The sequence below is a fragment of the Mesorhizobium sp. SEMIA396 genome (assembly GCF_024518615.1).
Classification (GTDB): domain Bacteria; phylum Pseudomonadota; class Alphaproteobacteria; order Rhizobiales; family Rhizobiaceae; genus Mesorhizobium.
In genome coordinates, this window is record NZ_JANIFC010000002.1 from 741287 (window position 1) to 760830 (window position 19544).

Annotated in this window: 22 protein-coding genes; 16 read left to right on the plus strand and 6 right to left on the minus strand. The window is 62.6% G+C overall.

The features are described from left to right. Nucleotides 1-137: 137 nt before the first annotated feature. Nucleotides 138-1181: an aldo/keto reductase gene (locus NP503_RS08545; protein ID WP_127272787.1), complete on the minus strand. Its 1044-nt coding sequence runs from the start codon at nt 1179-1181 to the stop codon at nt 138-140. A gap of 277 nt (nt 1182-1458) precedes the next feature. Here NP503_RS08545 and ppk2 point away from each other — a divergent pair, with 277 nt between their 5' ends. Then, on the plus strand, nt 1459-2379 hold the full coding sequence (ppk2, locus tag NP503_RS08550; RefSeq protein ID WP_127270468.1) for a polyphosphate kinase 2: 921 nt from the start codon (nt 1459-1461) through the stop codon (nt 2377-2379). 48 nt (nt 2380-2427) lie between these two features. Here the strand turns inward: ppk2 and NP503_RS08555 are convergent, their stop codons facing one another. From NP503_RS08555 to NP503_RS08575, 5 genes are all read right to left on the minus strand, one after another. Next, complete coding sequence (locus tag NP503_RS08555) at nt 2428-3075, minus strand: dihydrofolate reductase family protein (RefSeq protein WP_127270469.1); 648 nt, start codon at nt 3073-3075, stop codon at nt 2428-2430. A 236-nt stretch (nt 3076-3311) separates the two neighbouring features. Beyond that, entirely contained in the window at nt 3312-3662 is a 351-nt protein-coding gene (locus NP503_RS08560) for a DUF86 domain-containing protein (RefSeq protein ID WP_127270471.1), read from the minus strand. After that, the gene (locus NP503_RS08565) at nt 3662-3958 is read right to left on the minus strand and encodes a nucleotidyltransferase family protein (protein ID WP_127270472.1); all 297 of its coding nucleotides are present in this window, start codon (nt 3956-3958) and stop codon (nt 3662-3664) included. Before NP503_RS08565 ends, NP503_RS08560 begins: the two co-directional genes overlap by 1 nt. A 40-nt stretch (nt 3959-3998) precedes the next feature. Further along, a complete protein-coding gene (hemB, locus tag NP503_RS08570; RefSeq protein WP_127272719.1) occupies nt 3999-5036 on the minus strand; it encodes a porphobilinogen synthase in 1038 nt (345 codons plus the stop codon). Between the two features lie 89 nt (nt 5037-5125). After that, the gene (locus NP503_RS08575; protein WP_127271349.1) at nt 5126-5953 is read right to left on the minus strand and encodes a DUF2066 domain-containing protein; all 828 of its coding nucleotides are present in this window, start codon (nt 5951-5953) and stop codon (nt 5126-5128) included. Nucleotides 5954-6149: 196 nt separating this feature from the next. Between NP503_RS08575 and NP503_RS08580 the strand changes: the two genes are divergently transcribed. The 15 genes from NP503_RS08580 to NP503_RS08650 all read left to right on the plus strand — a co-directional run bounded on the left by NP503_RS08580 (nt 6150) and on the right by NP503_RS08650 (nt 19470). Next, nucleotides 6150-7193, plus strand: a complete 1044-nt coding sequence (locus tag NP503_RS08580; protein WP_127271351.1) for an enoyl-CoA hydratase/isomerase family protein — start codon at nt 6150-6152, stop codon at nt 7191-7193. Next, nucleotides 7190-7612, plus strand: a complete 423-nt coding sequence (locus NP503_RS08585; RefSeq protein WP_127272646.1) for a DUF6163 family protein — start codon at nt 7190-7192, stop codon at nt 7610-7612. The genes NP503_RS08580 and NP503_RS08585 overlap by 4 nt, the downstream gene beginning before the upstream one ends. 238 nt (nt 7613-7850) lie before the next feature. Further along, the gene (gene ldtR, locus NP503_RS08590; RefSeq protein WP_008875359.1) at nt 7851-8366 is read left to right on the plus strand and encodes a transcriptional regulator LdtR; all 516 of its coding nucleotides are present in this window, start codon (nt 7851-7853) and stop codon (nt 8364-8366) included. 203 nt (nt 8367-8569) lie between these two features. Then, nucleotides 8570-8950, plus strand: coding sequence for a hypothetical protein (locus NP503_RS08595; protein ID WP_256754960.1), 381 nt, complete (start codon nt 8570-8572; stop codon nt 8948-8950). A gap of 358 nt (nt 8951-9308) precedes the next feature. Beyond that, nucleotides 9309-10562 (plus strand): murein L,D-transpeptidase, encoded by a 1254-nt coding sequence (locus NP503_RS08600; RefSeq protein WP_127271053.1) that lies wholly within the window; start codon nt 9309-9311, stop codon nt 10560-10562. A 143-nt stretch (nt 10563-10705) separates the two neighbouring features. Continuing rightward, nucleotides 10706-12352 (plus strand): Na+/H+ antiporter, encoded by a 1647-nt coding sequence (locus NP503_RS08605; protein ID WP_127272645.1) that lies wholly within the window; start codon nt 10706-10708, stop codon nt 12350-12352. A gap of 178 nt (nt 12353-12530) precedes the next feature. Beyond that, complete coding sequence (gene glyA, locus NP503_RS08610) at nt 12531-13844, plus strand: serine hydroxymethyltransferase (RefSeq protein ID WP_013532252.1); 1314 nt, start codon at nt 12531-12533, stop codon at nt 13842-13844. Nucleotides 13845-13920: 76 nt separating this feature from the next. Then, on the plus strand, nt 13921-14568 hold the full coding sequence (locus tag NP503_RS08615) for a hypothetical protein (RefSeq protein ID WP_127271308.1): 648 nt from the start codon (nt 13921-13923) through the stop codon (nt 14566-14568). Nucleotides 14569-14725: 157 nt separating this feature from the next. Beyond that, nucleotides 14726-15205: a transcriptional regulator NrdR gene (gene nrdR, locus NP503_RS08620; RefSeq protein ID WP_023810227.1), complete on the plus strand. Its 480-nt coding sequence runs from the start codon at nt 14726-14728 to the stop codon at nt 15203-15205. A 2-nt stretch (nt 15206-15207) separates the two neighbouring features. Continuing rightward, on the plus strand, nt 15208-16323 hold the full coding sequence (gene ribD / locus NP503_RS08625) for a bifunctional diaminohydroxyphosphoribosylaminopyrimidine deaminase/5-amino-6-(5-phosphoribosylamino)uracil reductase RibD (protein ID WP_127272670.1): 1116 nt from the start codon (nt 15208-15210) through the stop codon (nt 16321-16323). A gap of 12 nt (nt 16324-16335) precedes the next feature. Further along, nucleotides 16336-16953, plus strand: a complete 618-nt coding sequence (locus NP503_RS08630; protein WP_127270991.1) for a riboflavin synthase — start codon at nt 16336-16338, stop codon at nt 16951-16953. Continuing rightward, on the plus strand, nt 16953-17156 hold the full coding sequence (locus NP503_RS08635; protein WP_127270989.1) for a DUF1778 domain-containing protein: 204 nt from the start codon (nt 16953-16955) through the stop codon (nt 17154-17156). Before NP503_RS08630 ends, NP503_RS08635 begins: the two co-directional genes overlap by 1 nt. A gap of 108 nt (nt 17157-17264) precedes the next feature. Further along, nucleotides 17265-17759 carry a 6,7-dimethyl-8-ribityllumazine synthase gene (ribH, locus tag NP503_RS08640; RefSeq protein WP_127270987.1) on the plus strand — a complete coding sequence of 165 codons (495 nt, stop codon included), beginning with the start codon at nt 17265-17267 and terminating at the stop codon, nt 17757-17759. Continuing rightward, nucleotides 17756-18256 carry a transcription antitermination factor NusB gene (gene nusB, locus NP503_RS08645; RefSeq protein ID WP_023798402.1) on the plus strand — a complete coding sequence of 167 codons (501 nt, stop codon included), beginning with the start codon at nt 17756-17758 and terminating at the stop codon, nt 18254-18256. Before ribH ends, nusB begins: the two co-directional genes overlap by 4 nt. Next, nucleotides 18253-19470 carry an MFS transporter gene (locus tag NP503_RS08650; protein WP_127373081.1) on the plus strand — a complete coding sequence of 406 codons (1218 nt, stop codon included), beginning with the start codon at nt 18253-18255 and terminating at the stop codon, nt 19468-19470. Before nusB ends, NP503_RS08650 begins: the two co-directional genes overlap by 4 nt. Nucleotides 19471-19544 lie beyond the last annotated feature (74 nt).

A 19544-nucleotide genomic window follows, 5' to 3' on the forward strand; every position in this document is an offset into this window, starting at 1 on the left:
TAGGAGCATTAGCCGTCAAACACAACAGCTGAAGCGATAGTGCGTCGATGATGGCCAGGCTTGCAAGATGCGCGTCGCAATGAAGGGGCCAGGTCCATCATTGCGGCGGCCAATACCTATCGCCATCGATTTGCCGATCAGATGCCGCTTCGGTCAATCACCAGATCTGCAGCACCAAAACGGTCCTTTGCCGTCAGCTGCTGGTGCCAGTAGGGATAGAGCAAGGGCGGCCGGCTGACCGCATCGAGGCGCTCGCGCTCCTCGCCGGAAAGCACCAGGCTTGCCGCCGCGATGTTGTCCCGGAACTGCGTTTCCGTCCTGCCGCCGATCACCAGCGAACTGACGGCCGGCCGGCCAAGCAGCCAGGCCAGCGCCACCTGCGCTGCCGACACGCCGCGCTGCGCGCCGATCTCGACAAGCACGTCGACGATCCGCCACAGCCGGTCCTCGTCGCGGATCGGCGGTTCGGACCAGCCCGCGAGTTGGCGGGCGGTGGGGCTGTCGCGGCGGTATTTGCCGGACAGCAATCCGCCGGCAAGCGGGCTCCAGACCAGGACGCCTAACCCCTGGTCGACGGAAATCGGCAGCAACTCGTACTCCGCCTCGCGCGCTTCCAGCGTGTAATGGATCTGCTGCGTGACGAAGCGCGGCTGGTGGCGGCTGTCGCTGATGCCGAGCGCCTTCATCACCTGCCAGCCGGAATAGTTGGAGCAGCCGACATAGCGGATCTTGCCCTGGGCAACCAGCGTGTCGAGCGCGCCGATGGTTTCCTCCAGCGGTGTCACGCCATCCCATTCGTGCAGGAAATAGATGTCGATGACGTCTGTCCTGAGCCGCTTCAGGCTCTTCTCGCATTCGCGGATCAGGTGATGGCGCGACAAGCCTTCATCGTTTGGGCCTTTGCCGATCCGCATCCGTGCCTTGGAGGCGATCAGCACGTCGCCCTTGCGCTTGCCGCCGAGCGCTTCGCCGATGATTTCTTCGGAAATGCCATTCGAATAGACGTTGGCGGTGTCGATGACATTGATGCCGGCGTCGATGCAGAGATCGATCATCCGGCGCGCCTCGTCGAGATCGGTCTTGCCGACCGCCGAAAATGCGCCGGCGCCGCCGAACGTCATGGTCCCCATGGTCAGCGTCGAAACTTTCAGGCCGGAACGGCCGAGGGTGCGGTATTCCATGTCGATCCTCGCGATTGCGTTGGGGAAGGGGCTGGGGAGGGCGCCCGAATGTGGCCGCTATTTGTAGGACAATTTGCGCGACTTGTCGCCATGCCAGGACGCCGGATCGATCATGCCTGGCGGGATTGGCAGCGGCGGCGATCACGCTCGGGCTGCAATAAAACCGTCATTGCAGGCCTATATTGAAGTCGGCTCAGGCGTTGCCGTTCCGGGCTGTAAGCCGGAGTTTGGGGCGCCGGACGTGGATCGACAGAGCTTGCAAGTGGAGCAGCCGATAATGACCGAGCTAAAACAGAATTCTCCGGCCAGGGATTGGCTTGAAGCCGAGCTCGCCGACACGCTCGACGAAGACTATGAGCTCGAAATGTCGGAGCCGGCGCTGTCGATGGAGATCGCCAAGATCTACAAGAACTCGCATCCGCCTTCGATCGATCGCATGCAGTATTTTCGCGACCTGATCACCCTGCAGTCCGAATTGATCAAGCTGCAGTCCTGGGTCGCCTACCACAAGAAGAAGCTGGTGGTGATCTTCGAGGGACGCGATTCGGCCGGCAAGGGCGGTGTCATCAAGCGCATCACCCAGCGGCTCAATCCGCGCATCTGCCGCGTCGTGGCACTGCCGGCGCCGACCGAGCGCGAAAAGTCGCAATGGTATTTCCAGCGCTATGTCCCGCATCTGCCGGCCGGCGGCGAGATCGTGCTGTTCGACCGCTCATGGTACAACCGCTCGGGCGTCGAGCGGGTGATGGGCTTTGCCCAGCCCGATCAGGTCGAAGAATTCTTTCACGACGTGCCGGAGTTCGAGCGCATGCTGGTCCGCTCGGGCATCACCGTGGTCAAATACTGGTTCTCGATCACCGACGAGGAACAGCAGATGCGCTTCCTGATGCGCATCCATGATCCAATGAAGCAGTGGAAACTGTCGCCGATGGATCTGCAGTCGCGTGTGCGCTGGGAGCAGTACACCAAGGCCAAGGAAGAGACCTTCGCCCGCACCAACATCCCGGAAGCGCCTTGGTTCATCGTCGAGGGCAACGACAAGAAGCGCGCGCGGCTGAACTGCATCGACCATCTGCTCAAGCAGCTGCCTTACGAGGAAGTGCCGCACGAGGAGATCACTTTGCCGGAGCGCGTCTTCAACCCCGAATACGAGCGCCAGGTGCTGCCGCGCGAGCTCTACGTGCCGGAGAAGTATTGATGGATCGCTCCCTTCTCCCCGTATAGTGACGGGGAGAAAAAGCTGTAACTACGCCCGCTTGATGGTGACGTGCGTGGCAAGCGGCGTCGCCACCTGCTCGCTGCAGATATAGCCCAGCTTGAGCATATCGAGGCCGGCGAAAAGGTTCTCGCCCGAGCCGAGCAGCACCGGCGCGATCGCCAGATGCATCTCGTCGATCAGTTTTTCCTGCAGATATTGCCGGATGGTGGCGACGCCGCCGCCGACCCGCACGTCCTTGCCGCCAGCGGCAGCCTTAGCCTGTTCAAGAGCTGAATGGATACCGTCAGTGACGAAGTGGAAAGTCGTGCCGCCCTCCATCGTGATCGGTTCCCGCTTGTGATGGGTGAGCACGAAAACCGGCACATGATAGGGCGGGTTGTCGCCCCACCAGCCCTTCCAGCTGTCGTCAGGCCACTCGCCGCGGATCGGCCCGAACATGTTGCGGCCGAGGATCCAGGCGCCGACATTCTCGAAGCTGCGCGCCGCGAACGCCTCGTTGACGTCGGTGGTGCCGCCATCTTGTCCGAGCACCTTCTCGCGGAAGGTGCAGGTGTCGACAAACCACTTGTGCAAGGATTCCCCACCGACGCCGAGAGGATTTTGCAGATCCTGATCGGGACCGGCGCCATAGCCGTCGAGCGACAGGGTGAAAGCGTTGACGCGAAGTTTGGACATGCGAGCCTCCTCGATAACCGGTTGTATTTTGCAAGCAGTTGTTTTGTAGCAAACTGATTGTGAATTGCAAGCGGTATTTTAGAGAACTTTGCCGCACCGCACGTGCAGAGCAGAAAGATCCGGCAGTCTCGACGCGAGCAAATGTTCCGTTGCCATGCAATTGCTTGTGACGAGAGAAATATCGCGGTTCCTTCCTTGCGACGCGAACAGGATGCAGCCGCAAGTGTCAGCCAAAACTATCGGCGCTGCGACGCTTCGAGCATACGTTCGACAGCAAGACGCAGTGGCGGCAGGCTGTCGGTCACCACCGGCCATACTATCGCACCGGAGGTTTTGTGATATTCGTGACGCAAAACGTTGCCTATCCCACGAACTTGTTTCCATGGAATCTCGGGAGCAAGTGCTGCCAAATCATCTGGAATGTGCCGGGCAGCTTCGGAAATGATTTCGATCCCGCGCTCGATGCCATGTCGGAGCAGCCAGTCGCTATTAAAGTCATCCAACGTCTTGCCCGCGGCGGCAGCAGAGATGCCGTCCAGGGCCTCCATGATTTCGGCTAGAATCGGTTCGATCCGGCGCACTGCCATCAAAATATGCGCACAGCAGATTGTTCGATGTCGGCCTTCAACATGGGATTGAGGCTGTCGCGGGTGGTGATATCGATCTCCGCTGACATCTTCTCCTCAAGAAATTGCTTGATGCCGACCAGATCAATCAGCGAAAAGCGTCTTGCAGGATCATAATCGATGAAGAGGTCGAGATCGCTGTCAGGTCCTGCGTCGCCCCGTAAAATCGATCCGAACAGATAAAGCGAAGTCGCGCCCATGCCTTTGATGGCATCTGCATTTCTCTGCAACCGCTTTATCACCTCATTCCTGCTCATGAATTCATTCTAGCGGATTGCGTTAAAATTCCAAAGCGACCTAGCGGCCTCCCTTCAGCATCTCCGCCACTTCGGGTGCGAAATAGGTCAGGATGCCGTCGCACCCGGCGCGCTTGAAGGCGAGCAGCGATTCCAGCATTGCCTTCTCGCCGTCGATCCAGCCATTGGCGCCTGCCGCCTTGATCATCGAATATTCGCCCGACACCTGGTAGGCGAAGGTCGGCATCTGGAACTCGTCCTTCAGCCGCCGGATGATGTCGAGATAGGGCAGGCCGGGCTTGACCATCAGCATGTCGGCGCCCTCGGCGATGTCCTGTTCGGCCTCCCTCACCGCCTCGTCGGAATTGGCATGGTCGATGTAATAGGTCTTCTTGTCGCCCTTGAGCAGACCGGCGGTGCCCACCGCCTCGCGATAGGGACCGTAGAAGGCCGAGGCGAATTTGGTCGCATAGGACATGATCGCGACGTCCTGAAAACCATTGGCGTCAAGCGCGTCCCGGATGGCGCCGATGCGGCCGTCCATCATGTCGGACGGCGCGATGATGTCGGCGCCGGCGGCCGCCTGGATGACGGCAGCGGCGGTCACCTGTTCCACCGTCTCATCATTGACGATGATGCCGTCGCGCAGGATGCCGTCATGGCCGTGGCTGGTGAATGGGTCGAGCGCGGCGTCGGTGATGATGCCGATCTGCGGCACCGCATCCTTGATCGCACGGGTGGCGCGGTTGATGACATTGTCGGGATCGAGGATATGCGAGCCGGTCTGGTCGCGCAGCGAGATGTCCACATTGGGGAAGGTGGCGAGTGCCGGAATGCCGAGTTTCGCCGCGCGCTCGGCCTCCTTGACGGCGAGATCGATCGACAGGCGGAAGACGCCGGGCATGGCGGCGATCGGCTCGCGGACACCCTTGCCCTCGACGACGAAGATCGGCCAGATCAGGTCGTCGACCGTGAGCCGGTTCTCCTGCACGAGACGGCGCGACCAGTCGGCCTTGCGCATGCGGCGCAGACGGCGGCTGCCGGTGATCTCGTCGACGCCGCGCGCGCCGGCGGGCTTTGCGGGGGTGAATTTGTTCATCGCTAAATACTCTCGTTCGGGCAGGCTTTTACCACGAGCTCCCGCTGCTGACCAATGCGGCACGATTGTGCCAGCGATCCGGTCGAAGTCTATTCGGGTTGCCCATTGCCTGACAGAATCTGTGCTGCGCCCCTGATGGCGACACGGAAAGCCTCGTCGAAGCCGACACCGCGCACCTGCCAGATGTAGGTCTTGCCGGCCGCGGCCAGCCGCCAGTCGGCGATCCAGCCCAGTTCCTTGTCGCTCCAGACGAGACTGCCGGAAAGCGCCTGGTCGGCGCCGGTCTTCTTCGCCAGTGTGTCGAGCTTCGTCATCTCGGCATTGCGAAGCGCCTGATCGTCCAATCCGGCCCGCGACAGCTGCGCCGCCGTGGGAAAAGCCACCTGCATGGCCAGCGGTACGGCGGCATTGCCGAACGATTCGCGCATCGGCATGCCACGGTCGTCGTCGGCATCGAGCGCATAATGCATTGTTCCGCGCTCGGTCGTCAAAAACACCGCCAGCCGCGGCCGCTCGGCCAGCCACGGCCTGCTGCCGAGCGAAGCCAGCACCGGGTCGATTTCAGCCGGCTTGTACTGGCAGGAAAGGTTGTGGGGCCGATCGTACGTGCCCTGATCGTCATGGTTGGGAATGCCTTCCATGCGGTCGCGGTAGCGAAAGCCTGCGACGAAGCTGCCGGCCTTGTCGCGCAATGCCGTCATTTCAGGTTTCGCCGGCAGGCGCTGATCGCCGGAAACCCGCACCAGAACCGCGTCGAGGCAGCGCTTGAAGCCGGACTGGCGGTTCTTCTCGTATTTGCCGTTGACGATGGTCTGCGAATTGTAGAGGTCTTCCAAAGTCGCCGCCATGACCCGGTGAACAGTCAAGCAGATGCTCAGCCCGATTGCCACCGGCGCAAGGCGCGAAAATCGAGTCATAAACAACCGTCCCGTTCGAAGACCCGCCAGAGCTGCGCTGCAATGAACTCTATCCAGTTTTTCAGTATTGCAGCTCGATTTTTAGCACTCGCTCCTGGTCCGGGCCAGAGCTTGCACCGGTGTGCTCGCCATTGACGCACCCATGCGCCACGCTTTAGCACTTCAATCCCGGCGGCCGGGGGAGGGATTCTTCACGATGGATTTTGGCGGAGGCGACGAGATCCGCTTCGAACATCTGGGCCGGGCCGGCGTCGTCACCTTGACGCGGCCGCAGGCGCTCAATGCCTTGACGCACGGCATGATCAGGGCGCTCGACGCTGCTCTTTCCGCCTGGGAAGCCGACCAGGGCATGGACGTCATCGTCGTCAAGGCAGAGGGCAGGGCCTTTTCGGCCGGCGGCGATATCCTGCATGTCTATGAGACAGGCCGGGCGGGAAAACCGCCGGTCGAGTTCTTCGCCGATGAATATCGCCTCAATGCCCGCATCAACAGTTTTAGGAAACCTTATGTCGCCCTGATCGACGGTATCGTCATGGGTGGCGGCGTCGGTATCTCCTTCCATGGCTCGCACCGGGTGATGACCGAGAATGCCCAATTTGCCATGCCGGAGGTCGGCATCGGCTTTTTTCCGGATGTTGGCGCCAGCCACCTGCTGCCTGATCTCGGCGGCTCCTTCGGCATGTATCTGGCGCTGACCGGCAATCGCATCCGCTATGGCGATGCGCTGTGGTCGGGGCTGGCCACCCACACCATCAAGGCCGAGGACCAGGCTGGCTTTCTCGACCGCCTGGCGCTGACCGGCGATCCGGAATCGGTGCTGCGCGGCTTCTTCGTGCAGGCAAGGCGCGAAACCGACAGGCCGACGCTGGAGGCGATTGTCCGCCATTTTTCGCAACCGTCCCTGAACCGCGTCATCGACAGCCTCGAGCGTGCGGCCGCCGCCGACGAGTTCGCGGCAAAGACACTGGCGACGATCCGCACCCGCTCGCCGACCAGCCTGCGCGTCGCCTGGCGGCAGATCAGCGCCGGACTGACGCTGTCCATGGAAGCCTGCATGAAGATGGAGTTCCGCATCCTCAACCGGATGCTCGCCGGCCATGATTTCTACGAAGGCATCCGCGCCGCCATCATCGACAAGGGCTCGAAGCCGCAATGGCGGCCGGCAAGCCTCGCTGCGGTCAGCGAAGCGGATGTCGATGCCTATTTCGCGCCGCTCGGCGAACGGGAACTCTTGATATGAGCGAGGTGACCTCGAGGCGCGTCGTGCTGCAGCCCTCCGGGGTGGAGGTGATCTTCGCCTGGTTCCAGCGCGTCATATCGGGCTATTGCCTGCTGTTCGGCATTCTCTACTGGATCAGGTTGATCGGCTTTTATCCGGGTACGCTGTGGCGGTTCGACCTGATGCCCGTGCACTGGCAGGTCGCTGCGGTGGTGCTCGCCGTGTTCTTTCCCTTTGCCGCTGCCGGCCTGTGGATGCTGGCGTCCTGGGGGCCGGTGATCTGGTTCATTTGCGCGGTGACCGAGACGGTCATGTATGCCGGCTTTCCCGAGCTATTCGGCCACCGCTTGCTGATTGTCGCCTCGCATGCGGCGGTGGCGCTGCTCTACATCGTCTTCCGTGTCGTCATCTACCTGCAGAAGCGCCCGGTCCGCCACTAAGCCGTTGAACCCATTGGCGGCCCCACTGTCGCCTCGAATGAGCTCCGCAATCGTTGCCGAAATCTTTAGGTTAATTATCCTTGCTCGGGTGACCGTTCGTTAAGCCTCTTCCGAAACCTCTTACCGGTAAGCTCTTGTTAGCCCTAGCGTTTAAGTCGAATTTTATGAGTATTCGATAGTGTCGCGATCAAGGTGAAAAACAAAAAATCACCAGGGCGACAAACGAGAGGCAAAGACAATGATCAATTCGCGTCCGGCGGCGAAGACCGCCAACGTATCCGACGATCGCCGCGAGGCTATCCGTTCCCTGTACATGGAATCGCTGCAGCTTGTTGAACGGCTGCACCGCCGCCTGCTTGATGTGATCAAGGACGAATTCGACCGCAACGGCCGTTCCGACATCAATGCCATCCAGGCGCTGCTGCTGTTCAATATCGGCAATTCCGAGCTGACCGCCGGCGAACTGCGCTCGCGTGGCTACTATCTCGGCTCGAACGTCTCCTACAATCTGAAGAAGCTGGTCGATCTCGGCTTCATCAATCACCAGCGCTCGCGCATCGACCGCCGTTCGGTCCGTGTCTCGCTGACGCCGAAGGGCAACGAGGTGGCGGAGGTCGTTGCCGGCCTCTACGAGCGTCATGTTGGCTCGATCGAGCAGGTCGGCGGCATCAACACCGACGAGTTCAAGCAGATGAACCGTGCTTTGCAGCGGCTCGACCGCTTCTGGAACGACACCATCGCCTACCGGATGTAAGGCGCCGCATCGGATCCGGCCCGCGCCACAGAAACGCGGCCGAAATATCGACCTTCAGTCAGGGCCGGTGCCGAGAGGCATCGGCCTTTTTCTAGCGACTGACGGCGACTTGAGTTCATCTGTTTGTCGGCTGACCGCAACCCCGTGGGCCACGCTTTGCTTTCGCTTCCACAATGCCTAATGTCGCCGCACAAGGGGGCATGATGGGTCGAAGCAGGCGTTTCAAGATCTGTTTTGTCGCGGCGGCGCTACTGCTTGCGTCAGAAACGGCTTTCGCCGAGGAATGGTGGAAGGATGCCTTCGCCATGGAAGGCAGCAGCCCGTGCGACGGCAATGACTCCAGAGTGACGTTCACCGATAAGTCGGTGGAAATGTGGGAAGTCGGCTGCACAATCGACAAAGTCCAGAAGATCAAAGGCCTGGACGCCGTCATTTTGGACCTGACTTGCTCGGACGATACCGACAGTGTGGAAAAGAGGCGGGCGCTGCTGCTCAAACTCGATGACAGCAAGATATTGCGTTACCCTGAGAACCAAGTGCTGCAACGATGTTCCGAGTTGGAGGCTCCGGGTTCGAAGCCTTGAGCCAGGGTCGTTCGCGGCTGGCTGCCGGTCCTGCCGCGCGGCAGTCGACCCCATGTCGGCGACGGCTCCGACCCGATACCCAAAAGCATCGGTCCGTCCTTTTCGGAATGCCGGTCAGTCGGATTCGGGCGCTAGGCCACGTTGCCGCCATATTCCAGTGGAACCGAGAGTGGCAGTGATGCTGGTGTGAAGACCATGCGTTCACCCACAATCCGTATCGCGCCTGGGCGCTGTCACACCAGGGTGATACGGAGCATGGTTGGCTTATTGTTAAGATTGCCAATTTTACAGTGCGGGCGAGATCGCCCGGTGATCAACGCAGCAAGTGATCGAACTGCTACAAATGTCTGGAACGTCCATGAGAACCAGCCGTCGTTTTTTCCTCTCCGGAGCCTCCGCGCTCGCAGCCGCAGTGGTCGCCGGCGGCGCCAATGCGCAGGATGTGATCGGTGACATCCTGAAATCCTCCGCGCGCGGCAATTGGGACGACCAGTTCGATGCCCGCGCCAGCGAGGGCGGCAAGGTGGCCTCGACGCTGCCGATCTTCAGCCCGCAGACCGTCGCCTTCACGGAACAGGCGGTCGGGCAATACCAGAACATTGTCGGGCAGGGCGGCTGGGTCGACGTTCCCGCGACCAAGAAGCTGCAGCTCGGCGTCGATGACCCGGATGTGGTGCCGTTGCGCAAGCGGCTGATGGTTTCCGGCGATCTGTCGCAGAGTGCCGGCATTTCGACGGCCTTCGATTCCTATGTCGACTCGGCGGTCAAGCGTTTCCAGCTGCGCCATGGCCTACCTGCCGATGGTGCGCTCGGCAAATACACCTATGCGGCGATGAACGTTTCGGCGCAGATCCGGCTCGGCCAGTTGCAGACAAATTTGCAGCGGCTGCGCGAGAAGGCCGGCACGCTGGGCAGCCGCTACGTGCTGGTCGACATTCCGGCAGCGCAGGTCGAAGCGGTCGAGAACGACCGCGTCGTGCTTCGCCACACCGCGATCGTCGGCAAGATCGACCGGCAGACGCCGATCGTCAATTCCAAGATCAACGAGATCATCGTCAATCCATACTGGAACGCGCCCGTCTCGATCGTCCGCAAGGACATCATTCCGCTGATGCGGAAGGATCCCGATTATCTCAAGGACAGCCACATCCGCCTGTTCGCGCCGGATGGCAGCGAAGTCGATCCGATGAATGTGGACTGGTCGACCGACGACGCCGCCAAGTACCGTTTCCGCCAGGATCCCGGCTCGGAAAACGCCATGGCCTCGGTGAAGATCAATTTCCCGAGCCCTGACGGCGTCTACATGCACGATACGCCGCAGCAGAGCCTGTTCGGCAAGATGTTGCGTTTCGATTCCTCGGGCTGCGTGCGCGTGCAGAATGTGCGCGACCTCGTCACCTGGATCCTGCGCGACACGCCCGGCTGGGACCGCCAGCATTTCGAGGCGGCGATCAAGACCGGTGAAAACACGCCGATCCAGGTCACCAATCCGGTGCCGGTCCACTTCCTCTATCTCTCGGCCTGGTCGACCGGTCCGGGCGTCGTGCAGTTCCGCGACGACGTCTACGCGCTTGACGGCAACAACGAGCTGCAGATCACGTCTGCGCTATAAACATTTGATTCTTATATATAAAAGGGCCGCCTCTCAGGGCGGCCTTTTTCATTGATTGGGTGCCGCGGCGTTTTTCACGGGACGGGCGGCTGGACGGATCGGCCGGCTTTGCGCATGGTCGGCGGAAAGCCTGGAACCGGACCATGGAAGTCGCCGTCTTCATTCTAGTCGTGCTCGTCTTCGTGGCGCTTTCCGGCGCTCTGGTTCGCCTGGTACGGGTGCCGTTGCCGGTGCTGCAGATTGCGATCGGTGCCGCGCTTGCGTGGCCGGTGCGCGGCATCCATGTCGAGATCAATCCGGAACTGTTTCTGCTGGTGTTCATTCCGCCGCTGCTGTTCGGCGATGCCTATGGCGCACCGAAGCGTGAACTGATGGCGCTGCGCGGACCGATCCTGGATCTGGCCATAGGGCTGGTCTTCTTCACCATCGTCGGTTTCGGCTACGCCTTGCATTGGCTGGTGCCGAGCATCCCTCTGGTGGTCGCTTTTGCGCTTGCCGCGGTGCTGTCGCCGACCGACGCGGTGGCGGTGTCCTCGATCGTCGACAGAAATGTCGTCCCGGCGCGGCTGATGCACATTCTGGAAGGCGAGTCGCTGCTCAACGATGCGTCGGGGCTGGTCATGTTCCGCTTTGCCGTCGCGGCGGTGCTGACCGGCAGCTTTTCCCTTGCGGCGGCTTCGCTCAGTTTTCTCTATGCCGTGGCGATGGGCATCCTGATCGGCGTGGCGGCGCTGTTCGTTGCCGCCAAGCTGCTGCAACTGCTCAACCGGATCGGCGGCGTGCCGGCCGAGGCGCAGGTGCTGGTGATGGTCCTGCTGCCCTTCATAGCCTATCTCGGCGCCGAGCATGTCGGAGCTTCCGGCATCCTGGCGGCTGTTACCGCCGGCCTGCTCACCGGCGGCTCCGGCGTGTTTCGCTTCCTCGGCGTCTCGGCGCGCATGCAGACGATTTCGCTGTGGACGACGCTTTCCTTCGTTTTCAACGGTGCTCTCTTCATCGTGCTTGGGCTCCAACTTCCCGACATCATCCGCCATGTGCCGCCGGAGCTCATGAGCCTGCACCCGATCGTCCAGCCGATCGCGACCGTCATCGCGCTGACGCTGTGCCTGATCGCGTTGCGCTTCCTGTGGATCTGGGTGGGCGATATCGCCGCCGGCATCGCTGCGCGTCTGGGCAAGCGCAAAGTGGAGCCGTTCGGGCTGCGCGTGCGGCTCGCCGGTTCGGTGGCCGGTGTGCGCGGCGCCATTACGCTGGCCGGCATCCTGTCACTGCCGCTCGCCATGCCGGACGGCTCGCCGTTTCCGGCGCGCGACCTGGTCATTTTCCTGGCCGCCGGCGTCATTATCTGCTCGCTGGTCATCGCCAGCCTCGCTCTGCCGACGATCGCCAGGGGGCTGGTCGAGCCCGGTGAGGATGCCGGCGCCGCCGAGGAGCGCCTGGCGCGCGTGGGCGCCGCCAAGGCGGCGATCGCGCGCATCGAGAGCATTGCCGGAGCCGCTGATGATGAGGGGGGCGAGGTGCCCGGCGCCAGGCTTGCCGCTGCTGATAACATTGTCGCCGGCTACCGGCGCCGCATCGCCGCCTCGGACGAAGCCGATGAGGCCCGCGCTGAGGCGCGCGAAGCCGGAAGGCTGGAACTCGAATTGAGATCTGCCGGCATCGAAGCCGAGCGCGAGGCCGTGCGCGCCATGTTTCGCAGCGGCGAGATCAACGACCATACGTCGCAGGCGCTGTTTGCCGAAATCACGCTTACCGAGGCACTGCTGAAAGGTCGCAAGGCGAGGAAATAGCGACCCGCGGGCCTGGCTGGCGCAATCCGGCCAGCAAATTTCGCGTGGCAAACGTGGCGGGGCGAAAACAACTGTGTTAATGGCGCGGCAAATGCAAGTCGCCCAAAATTGTGCAGCGGTTTTGGGACAACGGCTTGCATAAATTAAAATTGCCCCCGAACCTTGAGGATTTCAGGCCATGGCAACAGCAGCGGCAGTGTCGAACAAGTTCGAATCCTTCTTCGAAACCACGCTGGCCGACGCCGATCCGGAGATTTTCGGGGCCATCCGCAACGAACTCGGCCGCCAGCGCCACGAGATCGAACTGATCGCCTCGGAAAACATTGTTTCCCGCGCCGTGCTTGAAGCGCAGGGCTCGATCATGACCAACAAATATGCCGAGGGCTATCCCGGCAAGCGCTATTATGGCGGCTGCCAGTTCGTCGACGTGGCCGAGGAACTGGCCATCGAGCGCGCCAAGAAGCTGTTCGGCTGCAACTTCGCCAACGTCCAGCCGAATTCCGGCAGCCAGATGAACCAGGCGGTGTTCCTGGCGCTTTTGCAGCCGGGCGACACGTTCATGGGCCTCGACCTCAATTCCGGCGGCCATCTGACCCACGGTTCGCCGGTCAACATGAGCGGCAAATGGTTCAAGGTCGTCTCCTATGGCGTGCGCCAGGACGACCATCTGCTCGACATGGATGCCATCGAGAAGACCGCGCATGAGACCAAGCCGAAGCTGATCCTGGCCGGCGGCACCGCCTATTCGCGCGTCTGGGACTGGAAGCGGTTTCGCGAGATCGCCGACGCGGTCGGCGCTTATCTGATGGTCGACATGGCGCACATCGCCGGCCTGGTCGCCGGCGGCGTGCATCCGTCGCCGCTGCCGCACGCCCATGTCGTGACCACCACGACGCACAAGTCGCTGCGCGGCCCGCGCGGCGGCATGATCCTGTGCAATGACGAGGACATCGCCAAGAAGATGAATTCGGCGGTGTTCCCCGGCCTGCAGGGCGGTCCGCTGATGCATGTCATCGCTGCCAAGGCTGTCGCTTTCGGCGAAGCGCTGAAGCCGAGTTTCAAGGTCTATGCCGAGAGCGTTGCCGCCAACGCCAAGGCGCTGGCCTCCAGCCTCAAGGAGACTGGTCTCGACATCGTCTCCGGCGGCACCGACAACCATCTCATGCTGGTGGACCTCAGGCCCAAGAACGCCACCGGCAAGCGCGCCGAGGCGGCGCTCGGCCGCGCCAACATCACCTGCAACAAGAACGGCATTCCGTTCGACCCGGAAAAGCCTTTCGTCACCTCGGGCGTGCGTCTCGGCACCCCGGCCGGCACCACGCGCGGCTTCGGCCAGGCCGAATTCCGCGAGATCGGCAAGCTGATCGCCGAAGTGCTGGACGGTCTCAAGGTTGCGAATTCCGACGAGGGCAATGCCGCTGTCGAAGCTGCGGTCAAGGCCAAGGTCGTGGCGCTGACCGATCGCTTCCCGCTCTATCCCTATCTCGGCTGACGCGATAGGAAGGCTTACCGCCTGCTGCAACGACAAGCGTCGTTTCAGCAGGCCGGGGCGACCGGCAGGAGCCTTGATGATGCGACCATTTCGTTTCGCCGACCTTGGTGCCGTTGGCGCTCTGGCCGCTTTGATCGCCGTGCCTTTCCCCGCCGCCTTGGCGAAAACCGCCTCTGCTCAACCAGCGCCTGCGCAACCCGCACCTCAGGCCGAGCCGGCGGCGCCCGCCCAGGTGGCACCCAAGCTCGAAACGTTCGGCAGATGGTCGACCCTGGTCGACGAGGTCGACACCGGTGAGGATCTGCGCAAGACCTGCGCTGCCTCGACCGCCTTTATCGGCGCGGGCGGCGTGCCCGGTACCTTGACGCTCGTCATCACGAACGGCGATGCACTGCCGCCGGATGCCTACCCCTCCATAACCATCGCCGTCGACAACAAGGGTCTGCCGGCCGGCAAGTCGATTGCCGCCACCATCGGCGACGACAAGGGCCGTGTCGCCGCCAAACTCCATTCCGATGGCGCCGTCAACGGCCGGCTCAGCTGGACCGTGGACAATCAGGCCAAGATCAGCCTGGCGCTCTTGCGCGCCATGCGCCGGGCATCGGTGCTTGATGTCTCCTTTGGCGACGCGCCTGTTGGAAGCATATCCATGGACGGCTTCACCAAGGCCTATCGCAGCCTCGGTGCATCGTGCGGATTCCCGACCGCCGACGTAGCTCCCTGAAGACATCGGTACGCGGTGCGGCTGCCTGGCGAGGCTGGCAATCCTGCTTGCGCCTCGCTATCTCTGAAGGGCGTGGGGCTGTTGGCGACACTTTGCCATCGCTGCAAAAACCTCTAAGCCTTTCGCTTCACCAGATTCGCCAACCAAAGGCTTCTCCATGCGCTGTCCCTATTGCCAGTCAGAAGATACGCAGGTGAAGGATTCGCGCCCCGCAGAGGATGGCGCGGCGATCCGCAGGCGGCGTGTCTGCCCCGATTGCGGCGGTCGCTTCACCACCTTCGAGCGCGTGCAGTTGCGCGACCTCGTCGTGGTCAAGAAATCGGGCCGCAAAGTGCCCTTCGACCGCGACAAGCTGCTGCGTTCGGTGGAGATCGCCGTGCGCAAGCGCAATGTCGATCCCGAGCGCATCGACCGCGCGGTGACCGGCATCGTGCGCCAGCTCGAAAGTTCCGGCGAGACGGAGGTTGCTTCGGGAGAAGTCGGCCGGCTGGTCATGGAAGCGCTGAAGTCGCTCGACGATGTCGCCTATGTCCGCTTTGCCTCGGTCTACCGCAATTTTCGCGAGGCCAAGGATTTCCATGAATTGCTGGGCGAGCTCAAGGGCGACGAAATCAAGGGTGAAGAGGAAGCCAGCTGAGCATGACTGCAAGCGAACAGGCCGCCCTTGATCGCCGCTTCATGGCGGCGGCACTCAGACTGTCGCGAAAAAATTCGGGGCGCACCGCGACCAACCCGTCCGTCGGCACGCTGATCGTACGCGATGACGGCAACGGTCCGATGATCGTCGGCACCGGCGTCACCGCTGTCGGCGGCCGCCCGCATGCCGAGACCGAGGCCCTGGCCGAGGCCGGCGAGCTCGCGCGCGGCGCCACCGCTTACGTCACGCTGGAGCCTTGCGCCCATCACGGCCGCACGCCGCCTTGCGCCAATGCGCTGGTCAATGCCGGTGTCGCGCGCGTCGTCGGTGCGGCCAGCGATCCCGATTCGCGCGTGTCCGGCAAGGGCTACGCGATCCTGCGTGCCGCCGGTGTCGAGGTGGTCGAGAAGGTGTTGGCCGAGCAAGCCTCCGAGCAGATGGCCGGCTATTTGATTCGTTCGTTGAGAAAACGCCCGGAAGTGATTCTCAAGCTTGCGCTTTCCAGCGACGGCAAGATCGGCAGGGAAGGCGGTGGGCAGGTGTCGATCACCGGAGATATCGCGCGCCGCGAAGTGTATCTGATGCGCGCCGAGGCGGATGGCATACTGGTTGGTATCGGCACGGCCCTTGAGGACGATCCGGCCCTGACGGTGCGTTTGCCGGGGCTGGAGAACCGTTCGCCTGCCCGCATCGTGCTCGACCGCCAGATCCGGTTGCCGGAGGCCTCGAAGCTGGTTTCGGGCGTCGACCGGGTGCCGCTCTATATCGCCGCCTGCCTGGAGGCCGATCCGCTGCGGCGCGCAGCACTCGAACGCGCCGGCGTCCGCTTCATCGGCACCGAGACCCATGAAGGCGGCGTCGCGCTGCCGGAACTGCTCGAGGATCTGGCCGCGCTCGGCATGGCCAGCGTGCTGGTCGAGGGCGGCGCCAAGGTGGCGAGCGCTTTCCTGGCCGACGAACTGGTCGACCGCATCGTGCTGTTCCAGGGACCGGAAGCGATCGGCGATGACGGCATTGCATCGCCTGTTGACGCTGACCATATCCCGGCAGGTTTTCGCAAGCTGCGCGAGATGCGCTTTGGCGAAGACAGTTACGCCGAGTGGATAAGAGATTTTTAGGGATCAACACCGATGTTCACCGGAATTGTCACCGATGTCGGCACTGTCGCTTCCGTCAAACCGCTCAGGCAAGGGGTGGGTTTGCGCATCGACACAGCCTATGACCCGCGGACCATTGCCATCGGTGCCTCAATCTCCTGCGGCGGCGTCTGCCTGACGGTTACGGCCTTGCCCGACAGCGGCTCGAATGCGCGCTGGTTCGAGGTTGAAGCATGGGAGGAAGCCTTGCGGCTGACCACGGCCTCGGGCTGGAAATCCGGCACCAAGGTCAATCTGGAGCGGGCGCTGAAGATCGGCGACGAACTCGGCGGCCACATCGTTTCGGGCCATGTCGACGGCATGGCCGAGATCGTCGAGCGCAAGGATGAGGGCGACGCCGTGCGCTTCACGCTGGAGGCGCCGCGCGACCTGGCGAAGTTCATTGCGCCAAAAGGCTCGGTCGCGCTCGACGGCACCTCGCTCACCGTCAACAAGCTCGAAGGCACGCGCTTCGACGTGCTTTTGATCCACCATTCGCTGACCGTGACCACCTGGGGTGAGCGCAAAGTCGGCGACCGCGTCAATCTCGAGATCGACACCATGGCCCGCTACGCGGCGCGGCTGGTGGAGGCGACGAAAGAGGGGCTGTGATGACCAAGGACAGGGTGAATTCCACGCAGGAAGACAAGTTGATGCGTGAGGAGCGGGCCGATGTGAACACCGAAGGGCACTCGCAGCTCGATCTGTCTGTCAACGACAGCAGAGTCTTCGTTGAAGCCTTGATCAATCCACGATCGGTGAACGATCGTCTGCGCGATACGGTGCGTCGCTACCGTCACGTTACAGGCTCCTGAATACTGGAAACCCAACAAGTTCTGCCGACCGTCGGCGTCGTGGACAATCTTCCGCTTGCGATGAACCCGGCTTCGGCCTAAGTCACCGGCAACTCCCCGGAGACTTTTATGGCTGGCACATCCCAACACGGCAAAGCCTTCATTCGTCCGAAGGCGAAGGCGCATCTGCTCATTGTCGAAGCGCGCTTTCACGACGACCTTGCCGACGCGCTGCTCGACGGCGCGACAAGCGCGCTCGATGAAGCGGGCGCGACTTACGATGTCGTCACCGTTCCAGGTTCGCTCGAGATCCCCGCAGTGATCTCCTTTGCACTGGACGGCGCGACGGGAGGCGGCACACATTATGACGGCTTTGTCGCGCTCGGCACCGTCGTCCGCGGCGACACCTATCATTTCGACATTGTCGCCAATGAATCCAGCCGCGCGCTCATGGATTTGAGCGTGCAGGACTCGGTCTGCATCGGCAATGGCATCCTCACCACCGAGAATGACGCCCAGGCCTGGACTCGCGCCAAACGCTCGGAAGGCGACAAGGGCGGCTTTGCCGCGCGTGCGGCCCTGACCATGATTGCCCTCAAGGAACAACTGGGAGCGCGATCGTGAGCGAACCCGCTTCGCCCGGCCAGCCCGCGGTGCGCCACGCCAACAAGCGCGGCGCTGCCCGTCTTGCCGCCGTGCAGGCGCTCTATCAGATGGATGTCGCCGGCAGTGGCGTCTTCGAGATCACCGCCGAATACGAGGCCTTTCGTCTCGGCAAGGAAGTCGACGGAGCGCTCTATCGCGAGGCCGATGCGCAATGGTTTCGCGCCATCCTGGCGGGTGTCGTCGAGAACCAGAAGACCATCGATCCGATCATCCGCCAGGCGCTGACCGAGGACTGGCCGCTGTCGCGGCTCGATTCGACGCTGCGCGCCATTCTGCGTGCCGGCGTCTACGAGTTGATGAAGCGCGAGGATGTCCCCGTCGCGGTCATCGTCTCCGAATATGTCGACATCGCCAAGGCCTTCTACGAGGAAGACGAGCCGAAGCTGGTCAATGCCGTGCTCGACCGTGTGTCTCGCCGGGTGCGTGGCGAGGGGCGGGGCAAGGACGCATCATGACGGCAATCGCCGTCGAGGCAGGCAGGGAGGCGCGCCGCACGGCGCTGATCCTGGCCGCCTCGCAGGCGATCATCGGCTCGGCCGCTCCCATCGCCATCTCCGTGGGCGCGCTGGCCGGGCAATATCTGCTTGGCCCCGACAAATCATTGGCGACAGCGCCGGTCACCGGCTTCAACATCGGCGTGGCGCTCGGCGCGCTGCCTGCAGCGGCCATCATCCGCAGCATGGGCCAGCGCGGCGGCTTCATGACCGGAACGATCGTCACGGCGCTTGGCGGCCTCGTCGCCACGCTTGCGCTTTTTCAAGGCAGCTTCTGGCTGTTTGCCTTTGGCTTGCTCACGATCGGTGTCGGCGGCGCCTTCGTCCAGCAGTTCCGCTTCGCCGCTGCCGACAACGCACCGCCGGAATTCAAGGCGCGTGCCATCTCATTCGTGCTGGCCGGCGGCATCGTCACCGCCATCCTTGGGCCGCAGATCGTCATCTTCACCCGCGAATTGCTGGCGCCGGTCATGTTTGCCGGTTCCTTCATCTCCATCCTGCCGCTGGCCGCCGTCGGCGCTATCATCCTGTCGTTCCTGCGGCTGCCGGCGAAAGCATCCGGCAAGGTGGAGATCGCCGACAGCGACGCCAGGCCACTGGCTGAAATCGTCACGCAGCCGCGTTTCGTCGCCGCGCTTTTCTGCGCGGTCGGCAGCTATGCGCTGATGAGCTTCGTCATGACGGGCGCACCGCTGGCCATGGTCGGTTGCGGCCTGTCGGAGAACGACGCGACGCTCGGCATCTCCTGGCACGTCATGGCGATGTTCGCGCCAAGCTTCTTCACCGGCTCGCTGATCCATCGCTTCGGCGCCGAACGCATTGTGGCCACCGGCCTGATCCTGCTCATCGGCTGCGCCATTGTCGCTCTGTCGGGCCTGGCGCTGTGGCAGTTCTGGACGTCGCTGATCCTGCTAGGCCTTGGCTGGAACTTCGGCTTCATCGGCGCGACCGCGATGGTGGCCGCCACCTACAGGCCGTCGGAAAAGGGCAAGGTGCAAGGCTTCCACGACTTCGTCCTGTTCGGCTCCGTCGCCTGCGCCTCGCTGATGTCGGGCATGGTCTACAACGCCTGGGGCTGGGAGATGCTGAACTGGATAGTCTTTCCGGTTACCGTCCTGTGCTTCGTGGCGCTCGGCGCGCTCAAGCTGACGAGCTTGCGCAAAGCCGAAGCCTGATCCATCCGCCGTTTCACCTGACACGGCGCTGTCAGCACGATGTCGGCCGAATTTACCGCTTCGGAACAAAAATA